Annotated in this window: 16 protein-coding genes; 14 read left to right on the top strand and 2 right to left on the bottom strand. The window is 69.3% G+C overall.

Features of this window, described 5'->3' with window-relative positions:
• The first annotated feature begins 8 nt into the window (after window positions 1-8).
• From AC4NN1_RS00155 to AC4NN1_RS00190, 8 genes are all read left to right on the top strand, one after another.
• Entirely contained in the window at window positions 9-971 is a 963-nt protein-coding gene (locus AC4NN1_RS00155) for a LysR family transcriptional regulator (protein ID WP_311870641.1), read from the top strand.
• Window positions 972-981: 10 nt separating this feature from the next.
• Window positions 982-1,968: an aldo/keto reductase gene (locus AC4NN1_RS00160; RefSeq protein WP_491954263.1), complete on the top strand. Its 987-nt coding sequence runs from the start codon at window positions 982-984 to the stop codon at window positions 1,966-1,968.
• 57 nt (window positions 1,969-2,025) lie between these two features.
• A complete protein-coding gene (locus tag AC4NN1_RS00165) occupies window positions 2,026-2,322 on the top strand; it encodes a DUF1905 domain-containing protein (RefSeq protein WP_018186426.1) in 297 nt (98 codons plus the stop codon).
• 13 nt (window positions 2,323-2,335) lie between these two features.
• Entirely contained in the window at window positions 2,336-2,848 is a 513-nt protein-coding gene (locus tag AC4NN1_RS00170; protein WP_491954264.1) for a prepilin peptidase, read from the top strand.
• A gap of 77 nt (window positions 2,849-2,925) precedes the next feature.
• Window positions 2,926-3,939, top strand: coding sequence for a YihY/virulence factor BrkB family protein (locus AC4NN1_RS00175; protein WP_116229286.1), 1,014 nt, complete (start codon window positions 2,926-2,928; stop codon window positions 3,937-3,939).
• 86 nt (window positions 3,940-4,025) lie between these two features.
• Window positions 4,026-6,509 (top strand): glycogen/starch/alpha-glucan phosphorylase, encoded by a 2,484-nt coding sequence (locus tag AC4NN1_RS00180; RefSeq protein WP_336123438.1) that lies wholly within the window; start codon window positions 4,026-4,028, stop codon window positions 6,507-6,509.
• 88 nt (window positions 6,510-6,597) lie between these two features.
• Window positions 6,598-6,840 (top strand): hypothetical protein, encoded by a 243-nt coding sequence (locus AC4NN1_RS00185; RefSeq protein ID WP_018186430.1) that lies wholly within the window; start codon window positions 6,598-6,600, stop codon window positions 6,838-6,840.
• Complete coding sequence (locus tag AC4NN1_RS00190) at window positions 6,830-7,459, top strand: CYTH domain-containing protein (protein WP_491954265.1); 630 nt, start codon at window positions 6,830-6,832, stop codon at window positions 7,457-7,459. Before AC4NN1_RS00185 ends, AC4NN1_RS00190 begins: the two co-directional genes overlap by 11 nt.
• A gap of 114 nt (window positions 7,460-7,573) precedes the next feature.
• Here the strand turns inward: AC4NN1_RS00190 and lpdA are convergent, their stop codons facing one another.
• Window positions 7,574-8,974 (bottom strand): dihydrolipoyl dehydrogenase, encoded by a 1,401-nt coding sequence (gene lpdA / locus AC4NN1_RS00195; RefSeq protein WP_020097551.1) that lies wholly within the window; start codon window positions 8,972-8,974, stop codon window positions 7,574-7,576.
• A gap of 297 nt (window positions 8,975-9,271) precedes the next feature.
• Between lpdA and AC4NN1_RS00200 the strand changes: the two genes are divergently transcribed.
• The 3 genes from AC4NN1_RS00200 to AC4NN1_RS00210 all read left to right on the top strand — a co-directional run bounded on the left by AC4NN1_RS00200 (window position 9,272) and on the right by AC4NN1_RS00210 (window position 11,083).
• Window positions 9,272-9,760, top strand: coding sequence for an FHA domain-containing protein (locus AC4NN1_RS00200; protein WP_018186434.1), 489 nt, complete (start codon window positions 9,272-9,274; stop codon window positions 9,758-9,760).
• Window positions 9,757-10,437 (top strand): transcriptional regulator FtsR, encoded by a 681-nt coding sequence (ftsR, locus tag AC4NN1_RS00205; RefSeq protein WP_491954266.1) that lies wholly within the window; start codon window positions 9,757-9,759, stop codon window positions 10,435-10,437. The genes AC4NN1_RS00200 and ftsR overlap by 4 nt, the downstream gene beginning before the upstream one ends.
• A gap of 100 nt (window positions 10,438-10,537) precedes the next feature.
• On the top strand, window positions 10,538-11,083 hold the full coding sequence (locus AC4NN1_RS00210; protein ID WP_018186436.1) for a MerR family transcriptional regulator: 546 nt from the start codon (window positions 10,538-10,540) through the stop codon (window positions 11,081-11,083).
• A 55-nt stretch (window positions 11,084-11,138) separates the two neighbouring features.
• On the opposite strand, the gene AC4NN1_RS00215 is transcribed toward AC4NN1_RS00210, so the two are convergent.
• A complete protein-coding gene (locus tag AC4NN1_RS00215; protein WP_018186437.1) occupies window positions 11,139-11,951 on the bottom strand; it encodes a ParA family protein in 813 nt (270 codons plus the stop codon).
• A gap of 97 nt (window positions 11,952-12,048) precedes the next feature.
• Here AC4NN1_RS00215 and AC4NN1_RS00220 point away from each other — a divergent pair, with 97 nt between their 5' ends.
• Genes AC4NN1_RS00220 through AC4NN1_RS00230 form a run of 3 tightly spaced genes read left to right on the top strand, consistent with a single transcriptional unit; the run spans window position 12,049 to window position 17,419 of the window.
• Complete coding sequence (locus AC4NN1_RS00220) at window positions 12,049-15,456, top strand: pyruvate carboxylase (RefSeq protein WP_491954267.1); 3,408 nt, start codon at window positions 12,049-12,051, stop codon at window positions 15,454-15,456.
• Between the two features lie 53 nt (window positions 15,457-15,509).
• Window positions 15,510-16,931 carry a MinD/ParA family ATP-binding protein gene (locus AC4NN1_RS00225; RefSeq protein ID WP_311870624.1) on the top strand — a complete coding sequence of 474 codons (1,422 nt, stop codon included), beginning with the start codon at window positions 15,510-15,512 and terminating at the stop codon, window positions 16,929-16,931.
• Window positions 16,931-17,419 carry a peptide deformylase gene (locus tag AC4NN1_RS00230; protein ID WP_018186440.1) on the top strand — a complete coding sequence of 163 codons (489 nt, stop codon included), beginning with the start codon at window positions 16,931-16,933 and terminating at the stop codon, window positions 17,417-17,419. The genes AC4NN1_RS00225 and AC4NN1_RS00230 overlap by 1 nt, the downstream gene beginning before the upstream one ends.

Genomic DNA, 17,419 nt, shown 5'->3' on the forward strand with positions numbered 1-17,419 from the left:
ATGTCTTCGTGCCCACCTCTCTTCCCGACCTCTCCGTCGCCGAACTCCGGATCGTGAAAGCCATCGGAGACGCGGGGTCGGTGACCGCGGCCGCCGTCGCTCTCGGCTACAGCCAACCCGCCGTCAGCCAGCAGATCCGCCGCCTCGAATCCCGTCTCGGCATGCCCGTGGTGGAGCGGGTCGGCAGACGGATGCGGCTGACCGAGGCCGGGCGCATCCTCGCCCGGCACGCCGTCTCGATCACCACCGCCCTGGGCGCGGTGGCGGGGGAGCTCGCCGACCTCAGCGGTGGACGGAGCGGGACGGTGCGCCTGGTCGGCTTCCCCTCCGCATCCCCGACCGTCCTTCCCCGCCTCATGCGGCGCCTCGCCGAGACCGATCCCGGTGTCTCCCTGACCTACGTCGAGGCCGAGCCCCCCGAAGCGGTCGCCGCCGTCCGCGCCGATCGTGCGGACATCGCCCTCACCTTCAGCCACCCCGGCGACGGCACGGATGCCCACGGCGACAGCATCCGCGGCCTCGACGCTCGTCGCATCGGCGCCGAGGACCTGCTGCTGATCCTCCCCGAAGGGCATCGGCAGGCCTCCGACGACGTCGTCGAGCTCGAAGCGCTCGCGGGCGACGACTGGATCGCCGGCTGTCCGCGCTGCCGCAGCCATCTGCTCGACTCGTGCGCGCGAGCGGGGTTCCTTCCCCGCATCCGGTTCGAGACGGACAACGTCGCGGCCGTCGAGCAGCTCGTCGCGCAGCAGGTCGGCGTCGCGACCCTTCCGCGGTTGGCGGTGGCCTCCTTCCCGCTCGTGGCCGGCGTCCGCACGCGCCCTCTCGCCTCGGGCGACCGGCGGGAGCTCCACGCGGTGTCGGCGCGCGGCGCCGCACGGGTCCCCGCGGTCGCCACGGTGCTCGGCCACCTCGAAGCCGCTGTCGCCGAGATGACATCGGCTCCCCGCGCCGCCTCGCGGGCGAAGTAGGGTGAGCCCCATGCATCAGCGTCCCCTCGCCGCCACCGGTCGTTCCGTCTCCGCCATCGGCCTCGGTACCTGGCAATTGGGTGCGGACTGGGGCGATGTGTCCGAGGCCGACGCCCTCGACGTGCTCGCGACGTCCGTCGACGCCGGGGTCACCCTCTTCGACACCGCAGACGTCTACGGCGACGGGCGGAGTGAGACGCTGATCGGACGCTTCCTGGCGGAACATCCCGGCCACGGCGTGACGGTCGCGACCAAGATGGGTCGCCGTCTGCCGCAGGAGCCCGGCAACTACACGGCCGAGAACTTCCGCGCCTGGACCGATCGGTCGCGCCGGAACCTCCGCGTCGACACCCTCGATCTCGTTCAGCTGCACTGTCCGCCCTCCGCGGTCATCGACGCCGATGAGACGTACGACGCCCTCGATGCGCTCGTCGCCGACGGGGCGATCGCCGCCTACGGCGTCTCGGTGGAGACCTGCGCGCAGGCGCTCTCGGCCATCTCGCGCCCCGGCGTGACGAACGTGCAGATCATCTTCAACCCGTTCCGCCTCAAGCCGCTCGACGAGGTCCTTCCCGCCGCCGCCGCCGCGGGCGTCGCCGTGTTCGCTCGCGTCCCTCTCGCGTCCGGCCTCCTCAGTGGCCGGTACACGACGTCCACGTCGTTCGCCGGCGACGACCACCGGTCGTACAACCGCAACGGCGAGGCGTTCGACCGGGGTGAGACGTTCTCGGGGGTCGATTACAAGACCGGTCTCGTCGCGGCCGAAGAACTCGGCGCGGCCCTGCCCGACGGTGTCTCGCTGCCCGCGGCATCCCTCGCCTGGATCTCATCGCAGACCGGTGTCACCTCCGTGATCCCCGGAGCACGGACGACCTCTCAGGCGACATCCAACGCCGCGGCGGGACTCATCGACCCCGCAGTCCTCGACACCTTCGCCGCGGCGGTCGTCGACGTCTACGACCGCCGTCTGCGGGCGGACATCCACCCGCAGTGGTGACAGCGGGGGTGGGGATGCCGCCCGCCGCCGCCCCGCTGCACTCGCTACCGTGAGCGCATGATCGTCGACGTCGCTGGGGTCCTGTTCCGCTGGGAATCGCGGAGGGACGACTGGTACTTCGTGCCGTTGCCCGAAGAGGTGAGCGCCGACATCCGCGAGGTCCCGCGTCCCGGGCGCGGTTTCGGTTCCGTGCCGGTGAGGGCCACGGTCGGCGCGACGAGCTGGCGGACGTCGATCTTCCCGGACGCCGGCCGCGGGGTCTACGTCCTTCCGCTCAAGCGGTCGGTGCGTGAGCGCGAGGGGATCTCCGACGGCGACACCGTCCGCGTCCGGCTCGACGTCCTCGACGGCTGAGAGCGCGTCCGCCGTGTTCGCAGGCACCACGCATCCACTCGCTGTCACCCTGATCGCCCTCGCGTACCTCTGGGTGGCCGTGGCATCCGTCGCACTCACCGTCATCGACGTCAGGACGCACCGGCTCCCCAATGCGTGGGTTGTCCCGGGTTATCCCATCGTCGGCGGCCTGATGCTCCTCGCGTGCCTCGCCGGAGCGCCGTGGGCGTCACTCCTGCGCGCGGCGATCGGCGGCGCGGCACTGTTCGTGTTCTACCTCCTCCTGCGCGCGGCCGGCGGGGGCATGGGTGGTGGGGACGTCAAGCTCGCCGGGGTGCTCGGCATCGCGCTGGGATGGGTGGGCTGGTCCGCGCTCGCCGTCGGCGCCGTCGCGGGCTTCGTCTTCGGGGGGCTCTACGGCATGCTCCTGCTCGCGACGCGACGCGCCGGCCGACGCACCGCCGTCGCCTTCGGCCCATGGATGCTGCTGGGCGCGTGGACGGGCATCGTGTGGGGCGCCTCGCTCGTCGACCGCCTCGGTCTGTGACGCGTCGCCGCTGGCAGATCCTTGCCCGGTACGCAAGGGGAGGTCGGCCAGCGCGGGTGCCTCGCTAGCGTGAGGGGATGGCCGATAGTACGAAGACCCCGCTGATCCCGCGCCTCATCGCACGGGCGCTGTCCCTGCGGATCGTCCGTGCCTACCTGCGGTACAGCGAACGGCGCGGACCGATGCTCGCCGACAGCGTGACCTACCGCACCCTCTTCAGCGTGTTCGCGGGCGTCCTCCTCGGGTTCTCGGTCGCCGCGCTCTGGCTGTCGGGCAACCCGCAGGCGTGGCAGGGACTCCTCGACGCGGTCGACCGTGTGATCCCGGGACTCGTCGGCGAGGGCGGCCTCATCGACACCGAGAACCTCAGTCAGCCGGTCGCCTTCTCTCTGGCGGGCGTGCTGTCCCTCATCGGTCTGATCATGGCCGCGATCGGGGCCATCGGATCGCTCCGAACAGCCCTGCGGATCGTCGCCGACAAGGTGCACGACGACACGCTCTTCCTCATCGTCCTCGCGCGGAACCTCCTTCTCGCCATCGTCATCGGCGTCGGACTGGCGGCCGCGGCGGTGGCGACGGTGCTCGGCACGGCGGGAGTCGGCCTCGTGGCCGGCTTCGTCGGCGTCTCGCCCGAGAACCCGCTCACGGTCGGCGTGAGCGCCACGGTCGGCATCCTCGTCACGTTCCTCCTCGACACCGCCGTCGTCGCCCTGCTGTTCCGCACCCTCTCGGGCGTCCGTGCTCCGGCACGGGCACTGTGGACCGGGGCGCTCATCGGCGGCGTCGGACTCACCGTGCTGCAGCAGCTGTCGAGCCTCTTCGTCGGCGGCGCCGGGTCCAACCCGCTGCTCGCATCGTTCGCGTCGCTGATCGCCCTGCTCCTGTGGATCAACCTCTCGTGCCAGGTGATCCTCATCGCCTCGTCCTACATCGTGGCGGCCACACTCGAGAGCGAGGATCGCGTCCGCCGCGTCCACGGCGCGAGGACCCTGATCGAGCGACGGGTGCAGACCGCAGAAGACCAGGTGAAGGCGGCGGCCGACGAACTCCACGCCGCTCGCGCGGCGCTCGCCGAGGAACGCGCCGACTAGCGGCATCCGTCACATCCGGATCACCGCCGTGTGAACTCTGACGCATCCGCTCGGCGCTGCCGGGCGAGGGTGTGTACCGTCGAACCGTGAAGAACCCGCGCCTTCAACCGACTCACCCGATCGCCCTCGCGCCCGTGCAGGCACCCGAGCCCACCGTCGACGGCTTCGTGACCCAGTTCCTCCGGAACCTCAACAACGGGCGCGGCGTCGCGCTGTCGACGTCGACGGCCAACGATCGGTACTTCGCGCTCGCCGCGACGGTGCGCGACTACCTCATGGCACGGTGGCTCGAGGATGTCCGGCGTCAGCGCACGATCCAGTCGAAGGGTGTCGCGTACCTCTCGGCCGAGTACCTGCTCGGTCGGCAGCTCGACAACAACCTGCTCGCCACGGGCCTCACCGACATCGCCGACGAGGCGCTCGTGGCGTGCGGCCTCGACCTCGACGACGTCCGCGCGATGGAGGTCGAGCCGGGTCTCGGCAACGGCGGACTGGGACGGCTCGCGGCGTGCTTCATCGACTCGCTCGCGACCCTCGGTGTCCCGAGCGTCGGGTACGGCATCCGATACGAGTACGGCATCTTCCGGCAGACCTTCGTCGACGGGCAGCAGGTCGAGCAGGCCGACTCCTGGCTCGCGCTCGGCTCGCCCTGGGAGTTCCCGCACCCCGAGGCAGCGCGGACCGTCTCCTTCGGCGGCCACACCGAGACCTACGACGACGGGGGAGTGACGCGGACGCGCTGGGTCCCCGCGTGGAACGTCCTCGCCGTGCCCTACAACTACATGGTCCCCGGCTACCACAACGGCCGCGTCAACACGCTCCGGCTCTGGAGTGCGCAGGCGACGCAGGGCTTCGACCTCCGCGTCTTCAACGCCGGCGACTACCAGGAGGCGGTGCGGGCGCAGACCTACGCCGAGAACATCTCCAAGGTGCTCTACCCCGAGGACTCCACGCCGCAGGGCAAGGAACTGCGTCTGCAGCAGCAGTACTTCTTCGTCGCGGCATCCATCAGCGACTTCGTCAATCTCATCCTGCCGGCCGACTTCGACCTCGCGAATCTTCCCGACCGGGTCATCTTCCAGCTCAACGACACGCATCCCGTCATCGGTGTCCCCGAGCTCATGCGCGTGCTCGTCGACGAGAAGGGGCTCGAGTGGGATGCCGCGTGGCAGATCACCCAGCAGTGCTTCGCCTACACGTGCCACACCCTGCTGCCCGAGGCGCTCGAGGTGTGGCCGGCTGACCTGCTCGGTCGCCTGCTTCCGCGGCATCTGGAGATCATCTACCGGATCAACGACGAGTTCCTCGAGGCGGTCCGCGAGCGGTTCGGCGACGATTCGGAGCGGATCCGCCGCATGTCGATCGTCTCGCCCGACGGGGCGATCCGGATGGCCTACCTCGCCACCGTCGCCGGGTCGAAGGTCAACGGCGTCGCGGAGCTGCACTCCCAGCTGCTCCGCGAGAAGGTCCTGCCGGACTTCGACGAGTTCTACCCCGACAAGTTCACGAACGTCACGAACGGGGTGACGCCGCGTCGGTTCGTCAAGCTCGCCAACCCGGGATTGTCGCGTCTGATCACCGACACGATCGGCGCGGGGTGGCTCACCGACCTGGATCGGTTGCGCGAGCTCGAGGAGTACGCCGACGATGCCGAGTTCCGCTCCGCCTTCCGTGCGGTCAAGGCGGCGAACAAGCGAGTGCTCGCCCGCACGCTCGCCGAGCGCGACGGGCTCACGGTCGCCGACGACCACCTGCTCGACGTGATGGTGAAGAGGCTCCACGAGTACAAGCGTCAGACGCTCAAGCTCCTCCACATCATCACGGAGTACGACGCCATCGTCTCGGGCCGCGTGACGCCCGACCAGGTGACTCCGCGGACCTTCGTGTTCGGCGCGAAGGCGGCGCCCGGCTACGCGATGGCCAAGCGCATCATCCACCTCATCAACGCTGTGGGATCCGTCGTCAACGACGACCCGCGCGTCGAGGGTCGACTGAAGGTGCTGTTCCCGCCGAACTACAACGTGACCCTCGCGGAGCGCATCGTCCCGGCCGCCGACCTGTCCGAGCAGATCTCGCTCGCAGGCAAAGAGGCCTCCGGCACCGGCAACATGAAGTTCGCCCTCAACGGTGCCCTCACGATCGGCACGGACGACGGTGCGAACGTCGAGATCCGCGAGCTCGTCGGCGACGACAACTTCTTCCTCTTCGGCATGGCCGAGCCCGAGGTCGCCGACCTGCAGGCGCGGGGCTACCACCCCATCGACTTCGTCCGCGCCGACGAGAACCTGTCGCGCGCTCTCGAGCTGATCTCCTCCGGTGCGTTCTCCGGCGGGGACGCCTCGGTGTTCGAGCCGGTCGTGTCTAACCTGACGCACCACGATCCCTTCATGGCGCTCGCGGACTACACCGACTACATCGCCGCGCAGAAGCGCGTCGACGCCCTGTACGCCGACCAGGATGCGTGGACCCGCGCCGCGATCCTCAACGTCGCACGGTGCGGCTTCTTCTCGTCGGATCGGTCGATGCGCGATTACATCGACCGCATCTGGCACACCCCGCCGATCCTCTGAGTCGCCGGGATATCACCGCCTCGGCCCGCTGACAAGGCATCGGGTCGAGCTGCATCCGCCCGATTAGAGTCGGTAGCGGAGGTTCATCATGGCTATTGCACGACTTCACGGCGGTCCGCTCGACGGACAGGTCATCCCGCTCGAAGAGGACACGGATCGGCTGATCCTGCCCTACAGCGAGACGCAGATCACGTACGAGCGCTCGGGCGCCGACGAGAACACGGGAGAAGACGACGGACCCACGTCCGCCGACTTCCATTTCATCGCCGCTCAAGACGACATCGACCCGTCCGCGGACGAGCGCGACGACCGTTCGACCCTTGACGACTGAGCCGGAGCACTCGCTCGAGATCGAGCGGACCTACGACGTCGACGCCGGGACGCCGCTGCCCGATTGGGCACGGCTTCCCGGCGTCGCCGTCGTCGGCGCGCCCGAGCCCCGCGAACTCGACGCGCACTATCTCGACACGGTGGACGGAGCGCTCGGCCGCGCGCGCGTCGCCCTGCGTCGCCGGAGCGGCGGCCCCGACGAGGGGTGGCACATCAAGCGCGTGACCCCCGAGGGTAAGGCCGAGTCGCGCTGGCCGCTCGACGACGGCGACCCGGAGCACATCGTCGTCCCGGCAGAGATCGAGAGCGTCCTCGCCGAGATCGCAGCGCCCCCGTTCGCGCCCCTCGCTCGCATCCGGAACTCGCGCACCGCTTACGCCCTCCTCGACGCCGGGGGAGGCCTCCTCGCCGAATTCGTCGACGACCGCGTCACCGCGACGGATGTCCGCCGGGGCGTCGAGACGGCCTGGCGCGAGTGGGAACTCGAGCTCGGGCCTGCGGCGCCCGCGGATGCCGCCGCCCGCGACGCGGTCTTCGATGCGGCCGACGAGCTGGTCCGAGCCGCCGGCGGAGACGTGTCGGCGTCGGGCTCCAAGCTCGAACGCGCACTCGGTCTCTGAGCCGCCGCACCCGTTAACGCACTGACGCCGCCCCCGGCTTCGTTCGGGGCGGCGTCAGTCGTGATCGTCAGGTTACTGAAGACCCCATCGATCCGATAGGTCTTCCCGCTGCGATCAGAGGTTGATCATGTGGCCCGCGAGGCCGTGGAACGCCTCCTGCAGGCCCTCCGAGAGGGTCGGGTGCGTGTGCACGTTGCGCGCGGCCTCGAGGGCGGTGAGGTCCCACTTCTGGGCGAGCGTGAGCTCGGGGAGGAGCTCGGACACGTCCGGACCGATGAGGTGGCCGCCGAGCAGCTCGAGGTGCTCGGCATCCGCGATCAGCTTCACGAAGCCGACCGGCTCTCCCAGGCCGTTGGCCTTGCCGTTGGCCGAGAAGGGGAACTTCGCGACCTTGATGTCGTAGCCGGCGTCGCGGGCCTGCTGCTCGGTGAGCCCGAACGAGGCGACCTGCGGCGAGCAGAAGGTGGCGCGGGGCATGTTGCGGTAGTCGCCCAGCGTCTGGGTCTCGGCCTTGCCGATCGTCTCGGCGGCGACGACGCCCTGCGCCTCGGCCACGTGCGCGAGCTGCAGCTTGGCGGTGACGTCGCCGATGGCGTAGACGCCGTCGACGTTCGTGCGCATGTAGTCGTCGATCTCGATCGCACCGCGCTCGGTGAGCTTCACGCCGGTCTTGTCGAGACCGAAGCCCTCGACACGCGGAGCGAAGCCGATGGACATGAGCACCTTGTCGGCTTCGATCTGACCCTTCGCGCCGTCGGCGTTCGCCGAGTACGACACGGTGACCTTGTCTCCGGAGTCGACGACGGACTCGACCTTGGTCGAGGTGAGGATGTCGATGCCGTACTTCTTGTACTGGCGCTGGATCTCCTTCGAGATCTCGACGTCTTCATTGGGCAGCGCGCGATCGAGGAACTCGATGATCGTCACCTTCACGCCGTAGTTGCTCATGAAGAACGCGAACTCCATGCCGATGGCACCGGCGCCCACGATGACGATCGAGTTCGGCAGCTCACGGGTGAGGATCTGCTCCTCGTAGGTGACGACGTTCTCACTCAGGGTGACGCCGGGCAGGAGGCGCACGGTCGAGCCGGTCGAGATGATGACGTTGTCGGCGGTGACGGTCTCGGTGGAGCCGTCGGACTTCGCGACCTCGATGGTCTTCGCGTCGAGGAACGTGCCGCGACCGTCGTACTCGGTCACCTTGTTCTTCTTCATCAGGAAGTGGATGCCCTTGACGTGGGTGTCGGCGACCTTGCGGCTGCGGTCCCACGCGACGCCGAAGTCGAAGCTCACGTCACCGCTGATGCCGAACAGGTCGGCCTTGTGGGTGAAGGTGTGCGCGAGGTCGGCGTTCTTCAGAAGAGCCTTCGAAGGGATGCAGCCCACGTTGAGGCAGACACCGCCCCAGTACTTCTCTTCGATGATGGCGGTGGACAGTCCGAGCTGTGCTGAGCGGACGGCCGCGACATAGCCGCCGGGGCCGGCACCGAGGATGACGACGTCGTAGTGAGGCATGCGACAAGCCTAGCCCGCTGCGGGTGCCGTCACTCCTTCGCGGCGCCCCGTCGTCCGCGCACGATCGCGACGGCGAGGACGACTCCGACCGCCGCGAAGATGATCGGGTCGCACGGCGGGGGAGGTACGCGATCTGCTCCTTGTGAGAAGGGGACGATGTGCGTCAGGCTACCCAGGCGGGGAGCGGCTCGTCGTGCCCGACGACATCCAGGACAACGCCCCTCCGCGCGCCCCGATCCGGGGTGCCCGGCAACCGGGAGCGTGACCGATCGGTTACTGTGGAAGAAGGAGGACATCGTGGACGACAATCAGCGACCGGGCGGCGACATCCATCGTGGTGCCGAGACCTCGGCGCACCCGCGTCTCGTGGACTCGACGCAGACGTTCGGGCACGACTCGGACCTTTCCTTCGTGCCCTTCGGCGCGGAGTTGACGGCGGCGGAGGTCGAGGCGATCAACGCCCTTCCGGCGCGTGCCGCGCTCCTGATCGTGCGTTCGGGCCCGACTGCAGGTGCCCGCTACCTGCTCGACACCGACGTCACGACCGTGGGTCGTCACCCCGAGGCCGACATCTTCTTCGACGACGTGACGGTGTCGCGTCGTCACGCCGAGATCACCCGCACGGGTGCGACGTTCGAGCTCATCGACCAGCGGTCGCTGAACGGCACCTACGTCAACGGTGAGCGCGTCGATCGCGCAACCCTGACGGACGGCGCGGAGGTCCGCGTGGGCAAGTTCCGTCTCAACTTCTTCGTGGCTCCTGCCGAGCGGGCGATCAGCGCGTGAGCCCGGCCGCCGCGACCCGGGGACGAGCAGCGTCCTCGGGCTCCTTGAGCATCGGTCAGGTCCTCGCTCGGTTGAGTCCCGAATTCCCCGCGCTCACGGCGAGCAAGCTCCGCTTCCTCGAAGTCCAGGGCATCGTGACTCCCGTGCGCACCGACTCGGGGTACCGGAAGTTCTCCTCGGCTGACGTCGAGCGGCTGCGGACGGCTCTCACGATGCAGCGTGACTTCGGCATCCCGCTCGCCCGCATCCGCGAGTACCTCGAAGAACACGGCGACGACGTCGCTCCCGCTCCTCCCGCCTCCATCGTTCACACGTCGCGACGCTACCGTCGCGACGAGCTCCTCAGCACGGCCGGCGCCTCCGCGACACTGCTCAACGAAGCCGTCTCCGCGGGGATCATCGCTCCCGCCGACACCTTCGACGAGCGAGCACTGGGAGTCCTGCGGTCGCTCGTCGCGCTGAACGCGCACGGCATCCAGCCTCGCCACATCCGCACCATCCGTCAGAGCGCCGAGCGCGAGGTCTCGTTGATCGAGAGCGCCATCGCCCCGTTGCTGCGCCGAACGGATGCCGGTTCGCGCGCGCAGGCCAGTGAGGTGGCGCCCGAGCTGGCACGGCGTCTCGAAGAGATCCGGCAGGTGTTCGTCAGCGCCGCGCTCGAGCGCTTGACGCCGTGAGTCCCTTCCGCGACACGCCGAGGCCCGGGAGTCGGATGTCATTGCCCGAGGCCCCTCCCTCCTCTAGCGTTGAAGAACCGATCACCTGCAGGAGGCCTCGATGACTGCGCACGACGCGCTGGGCGAGCAGAAGTTCTCGACAGAGCTCCTGTTCACCGACGGCCTCCCCGAGATGGACGACGAAGTCGGTTACCGCGGTGCCCAAGCGGCTCGCGCAGCCGGTATCACCTACCGCCAGCTGGACTACTGGGCGCGCACCGAACTGGTGGAGCCCACGGTCCGTGGGGCGAGCGGGTCGGGATCGCAGCGACTGTACGGCTTCCGCGACATCCTCGTCCTGAAGCTCGTGAAGCGTCTTCTCGACACCGGTATCTCGCTGCAGCAGATCCGCATCGCCGTCGACCAGCTGCGCGCTGCCGGCATCCGCGACCTCGCCGGGACCACGCTCATGAGCGATGGAGCCTCTGTGTATCTGTGCACCTCGAACGACGAGGTCATCGATCTGGTCAGTCGGGGCCAGGGCGTCTTCGGCATCGCCGTCGGAAAGGTGCTCCGCGAGGTCGAGACCACGCTGGTCGACTTCGACGCTCAGCAGCCCGAGCAGATGGACGAGCTCGCGGCTCGTCGCTCAGCCCGCTCGGCCTGACACTTCGGCGACGCCGGCGCACGACGCGCGTCGCCCGTTGTCGTGCGCCCGGAGGTCAGGCGGGGGAGACGGCTCCGGAGACGGGGATCCTGCCGGTGCGGACGATCCGGTCGAGCAGCGAGTCGAAGTCCGCGGCGAGCTCCTGTGCGGAGTCGCCCGGCCAGATGTGCAGGGGCTTCGCCGCGCCCTGAGCCTGCTGCAGCGAGGTGCGCTCGGGCAGCTGAGGGGTGAGGACGAGCGGACCGAACATGTCGCGGAGTTCCTTGATGCGGAACTGGTGCTCGATCGACTGCGGGCGCACACGGTTGACGACGATCCCGAGGGGCTGCAGGCGCGGCGAGAGGCCGCGACGGATCTCCTCGATGGCGCGGAGCGCGCGGTCGGCGGCGGCGACCGAGAAGAGACCCGGTTCGGTCACGACGACGACGCGATCGGATGCCGCCCACGCCGTGCGGGTGAGGGCGTTCAGCGACGGCGCGCAGTCGATGAGGACCAGGTCGTAGTCCGCCTCGATGGTCGCCAACGCCTCTTCGAGCTTCCAGACGTCGCGGACGCTCGGGTGCGGTCCGTCGAAGTTGATGGCCGAGGGGCTGCCGATCATGACGTCGATCGTCCCGGGGTGGACCTTCGCCCAGCCGCTCGAGGTGATCGCCTGCCGGACGACCTTCTCCTTGGGATTCGCGAGGACGTCGGCGACGTTGAGACGCCCCGCCACCTGGATGTCCATCCCCGTCGACACGTCGGACTGCGGGTCCAGGTCGACGACAAGGGTCCGCACCCCGCGCGCGAACGCCGCGGAGGCGAGGCCCAGGGTCACGGTCGTCTTGCCGACGCCACCTTTGAGGGAGCTGACGGAGAGTACGTGCACAAGCGACCACGTTACCGTCCCCTAGGCTGTGAGGGTACTCAGCCCGTACCTCGGCGGCCCCGACGCAGCGGCCCCGCACCCTGTAGAGGGGAAGAGCATGTTTCGGAAGATTCTGGTCGCAAACCGCGGAGAGATCGCCATCCGCGCATTCCGCGCGGCGTATGAGCTGGGGGCCCGCACGGTGGCGGTGTTCCCGTACGAGGATCGGTACTCGCTTCATCGGCTGAAAGCGGATGAGGCCTACCAGATCGGCGAGGTGGGGCATCCGGTCCGCGCGTACCTCGACGTCGACGAGATCATCCGGGTCGCCCTCGAGAGCGGCGCGGACGCGATCTACCCCGGTTACGGGTTCCTGTCGGAGAATCCCGAGCTGTCCGCGAAGGCCGCGGCCAACGGCATCGCGTTCATCGGCCCGTCCTCGACCGTTCTCGAGATGGCCGGAAACAAGGTCACGGCGAAGCAGCACGCCATCGCGGCAGGTGTGCCCGTCCTCCGCTCGACCGAGGCATCCGACGACATCGATCACCTGGTCGCGCAGGCGGGCGACATCGGCTTCCCCATCTTCGTGAAGGCCGTCGCCGGCGGCGGCGGGCGAGGGATGCGTCGCGTCGAGCACCCGGATGCGCTCCCGCCCGCCCTGTCCGAGGCGATGCGTGAGGCGGGCAGCGCGTTCGGCGACGCCCGCGTCTTCCTCGAGCAGGCCGTCCAGCGACCCCGTCACGTCGAGGTGCAGATCCTCGCCGACAAGGCCGGCACCACCGTCCACCTCTTCGAGCGCGACTGCTCGGTGCAGCGTCGCCACCAGAAGGTGGTCGAGATCGCGCCGGCGCCCAACCTCGACGACGAGATCCGCCGGAGCCTGCACGCGTACGCCGTCGCTTTCGCCGAATCGATCGCATATGAGAACGCCGGCACCGTCGAGTTCCTCCTCGAGACGGCGGGCCCGCGCACCGGCGAGGTCGTCTTCATCGAGATGAACCCTCGCATCCAGGTGGAGCACACCGTGACCGAGGAGGTCACGGATGTCGATCTGGTTCAATCTCAGATGCGCATCGCATCGGGGGAGACGCTGGCCGACCTGGGTCTCCGTCAGGAGCAGATCCAGCTGCGCGGAGCCGCGCTGCAGTGCCGCATCACGACCGAGGATCCCGCGCACGGCTTCCGCCCCGACACCGGCAAGATCACGACCTATCGCTCGCCGGGGGGTGCCGGCATCCGTCTCGACGGAGGTACGACCGCGGCCGGGTCGCAGATCAGCCCGCACTTCGATTCGATGCTCTCGAAGCTGACCTGCCGTGGTCGCGACTTCGAGGCGGCCGTCATCCGGTCCCGGCGCGCCCTGGCGGAGTTCCGCATCCGCGGCGTCTCGACCAACATCCCCTTCCTGCAGCGTGTCCTCGACGACCCCGCCTTCGTCGCGGGCGACCTCAGCACGGCCTTCATCGACGAGCGTCCTGAGCTCGTCCTCGGCCGCGAGTCGAAGGACCGGGGATCCAAGATCGTCTCGTGGCTGGCCGATGTGACGGTGAACCGGCCGAACGGCGACAGCCCGGTCCACACCGATCCCGCCGCGAAGCTCCCCGCGGTCGATCTGAACGCGGAACCGGCGCCGGGATCGCGTCAGCGTCTGCTCGAGCTGGGGCCGAAGCGGTTCGCCGAGGCGCTCCGCGCGCAGCCCGGCCTCGCCGTCACCGAGACGACGTTCCGCGACGCACACCAGTCGCTCCTGGCGACCCGGGTGCGGACGAAGGACCTCGTCCGCGTGGCGCCGCACGTCGCCCGGCTGACGCCGCAACTGCTGTCGGTGGAGGCATGGGGCGGCGCGACGTACGACGTGGCACTCCGCTTCCTCGGCGAGGACCCGTGGGAGCGGCTCGACGCGTTGCGTACCGCGCTCCCGAACGTCGCGATCCAGATGCTCCTACGCGGTCGCAACACGGTGGGGTACACGCCGTACCCGACGAGCGTGACCGACGCGTTCGTGGCCGAAGCCGCCGCATCCGGGGTCGACATCTTCCGCATCTTCGACGCGCTGAACGACGTCAGTCAGATGCGCCCCGCGATCGAGGCCGTGCTGGCGACGGGGACGGCGGTCGCGGAGACGGCCGTCTGCTACACGGGAAACCTGCTCGACCCGGCGGAGGACCTCTACACGCTCGACTACTACCTCCGTCTCGCGGAGCAGATGGTCGAGGCCGGGGCCCACGTCCTCGCGATCAAGGACATGGCTGGTCTGCTCCGGCCCGCTGCCGCGACGAAGCTCGTGACGGCGCTCCGCGAGCGATTCGACCTTCCGGTTCACGTCCACACGCACGACACCGCCGGCGGACAGCTGGCGACGCTCCTGGCCGCCAGTGCGGCGGGGGCGGATGCCGTCGACGTCGCCGCAGCGCCGATGTCGGGCACCACGAGTCAGCCCTCCCTCTCGGCGCTCGTCGCCGCGATGGCCGACACCGACCGCGACACCGGCCTCGATCTGCAGGCGGTCACGGACCTGGAGCCGTACTGGGAGGCGGTGCGCAATCTGTACGCACCGTTCGAGTCCGGGCTGCCCGGCCCCACCGGACGCGTCTACCATCACGAGATCCCCGGCGGGCAGCTGTCGAACCTTCGTCAGCAGGCCATCGCATTGGGGCTGGCGGAGGACTTCGAACTGATCGAGGACATGTACGCCGCGGCGGATCGCATGCTCGGTCGCATCCCCAAGGTGACGCCGTCGTCGAAGGTCGTGGGCGACCTCGCGCTTCACCTGACGGCGGTGAAGGCCGACCCCGCGGACTTCGAGGCGAACCCAGAGAAGTACGACGTCCCCGATTCGGTGGTCGCCTTCATGGCGGGCGAACTCGGTGACCTGCCGGGCGGGTGGCCGGAGCCGTTCCGTTCGAAGGTTCTCGCCGGTCGGTCGAGGAGGGTCGGCGTGACGGAGATCTCGGCAGAGAACGCGGCGGCGTTGAACGCCGACTCGGCGACCCGACGTCATACGCTCAACCGGCTGTTGTTCCCTGCGCCGACGAAGGCCTACCACGAGGTGCGGGAGACGTTCGGCGACCTCAGCGTCCTCGACACGATCGACTACCTCTACGGCATGCGGCCCGGCCAGGAGCACGTCGTCGAGATCGAGCGCGGCGTTCAGCTCTACGTGGGGCTCGAAGCGATCGGCGAGGTCGACGAGAAGGGGATGCGGACGGTGATGGCGACCCTCAACGGTCAACTCCGTCCGGTCACCGTGCGCGACCGCGCCGTCTCGGTCGAGGCCCGGCAGGCCGAGAAGGCCGACACGTCGAAGCCTGGCCAGGTGGCAGCACCCTTCTCGGGCGTCGTCACCGTCAAGGCCGAGGAGGGGAGGAAGGTCCGGGCGGGTGAGCCCGTCGCATCCATCGAGGCCATGAAGATGGAGGCGGCGATCGCCGCTCCCGTCGACGGCGTCGTGGAGCGGATCGTCATCGCGTCGACGGCGCAGGTCGAGGCCGGCGACCTTTTGCTCGTGGTCCGTCCCGCGGACTAACCTGGTGCGTCGGGCTTTTCGAGCCCCGAGAACCACCAGGAGTGACCCCCGTGATGCGCGAGCACGACAACGAGACGTCGGACGACGTCGACAACGGTGTGCTCGAGCGCACCGACAACCTCGAGACCACCGGCATCGGCATCGTCGAGGGGGCGACGGCGCAGATCGATCTCGCGCTGCCGCCGCTCTCCGACGATGACGACGACTACGTCGACGACGAGGATGTCGCGACCACGACGATCTCTGCCGATCAGGACGACGTCACCACTCAGGAGCCGACACTGGAGGAGCCGATCTCGGTCGAAGAACCCGCCGCCGACGCGTCGCCTGCCGAGGTGACCGAGGACGTGGTCGACGCCGAGGTGGTGCCCCCCACGACGACCGCCGTGTCGACGCAGACGGGCACCACCCGCCGCGCGGCTCACCACGCAGTCGCGACGGACAAGCACGCCCTCGAACGCGTGCGCGGTGCCCGCATCGACGAGGAGCCGCTGCAGTCGCGGCGCCTCGACCAGCTCGGTGCCGATCGCGAGAGTCCGGACCTCCTCACCGCCGACCGGCTCATCGACCGCGCGCGCGTCGCTCCGTCCGAGCCCGAGGGCCTGTGGCAGCGATTGGTCTACACCGCCACGGGCCGCCGGGTCGTCCTGGCGGACAATCCTCGCGTCCGCGCGCGGAAGGAACTCGGCCGTCGTATCGCGGCTCCCCTCGTCGGCGGTGCGAAGTTCGTGCCCGTCCTGTCCCGGAAGGGCGGTGTGGGCAAGACCAGCGTCACCACCCTCCTCGGCATGGCCCTCGCAGACGCCCGCGAGGACCGGGTGATCGCGATCGACGCCAACCCTGATCGCGGCACGCTCGCCGAACGGATCGAGCGTTCCAGCGGCAAGACGGTGCGCGACCTGGTGCGCTCGCGTGCCGAGGTGCACGGCTTCAACGACCTGTCCGCCCTCGTGGCCCGCGACGAGACCCGCCTCGACATCCTCGCGTCCGACGCCGACCCGCACCTCTCCGAAGCGTTCAGCGATCGGGACTATCACGATGTGGCGGCCATCGCGGCTCACTACTACTCCATCGTCCTGACCGACAGCGGGACCGGCATCGTTCACTCCGTGATGGATGCCACGCTCGAGTTGGCGGACCAGCTTCTCATCGTCGCGGGGCGGAGCGTCGACGAGGCGAAGCTCGCCTCCGAGACGCTGTCGTGGCTCGAGTCCAACGGCTACGCCGACCTCGCCCGCGATGCCGTCGTCGTGCTGAACACCTCGCGTCCCGGCGCGAGCCTCATCCGACCCAGCGAGCTGGAAGCCCACTTCCGGTCGCGGGTGCGCGCGGTAGTGACGATCCCTTACGACTCGCACATCGCCACGGGGGGACCGATCACCTTCCGCGACCTCGACCCCGCCACGCGACTCGCTGCGCGGGAGCTTGCTGCGGTCGTCGTCGAAGGGCTCCGTGCGGCGGGGACGGTCCGCTGATGGCCGTCCGTCCCATCCGCATCTTCGGCGACCCCGTGCTCCGAGGAACATGTGCACCCATCGACGACATCGACGACGGTGTCCGGAGTCTGGTCACCGATCTCGTCGATTCGGTCGCCGAGCCGGGCCGCGCCGGCGTGGCGGCGCCGCAGATCGGAGTCGCGCTCCGGGCCTTCAGCTACAACGTCGACGGAGTGATCGGGTACGTCCTCAACCCCGTGCTCGAGGTGTCCGGTGATCCGGAGCCGACGGGGGAGGGATGCCTCTCCGTTCCGGGCCTCTGGCACGACGCCCTCCGGCACCCGTGGGCGCGTGTGACGGGGCTCGGCCTCGACGGCGCAGAGATCGTCATCGAGGGCGAGGGCCTGCTCGCCCAGGCGCTGCAGCATGAGTGCGATCACCTCGACGGCATCCTCTACTTGGATCGTCTGCCGAAGGATGTCCGCCGGCAGGCGATGCGCGAGGTGCGGGAGTCGGACTGGTTCTGA

It is taken from the genome of Microbacterium sp. MDV22-iso44, assembly GCF_058629135.1.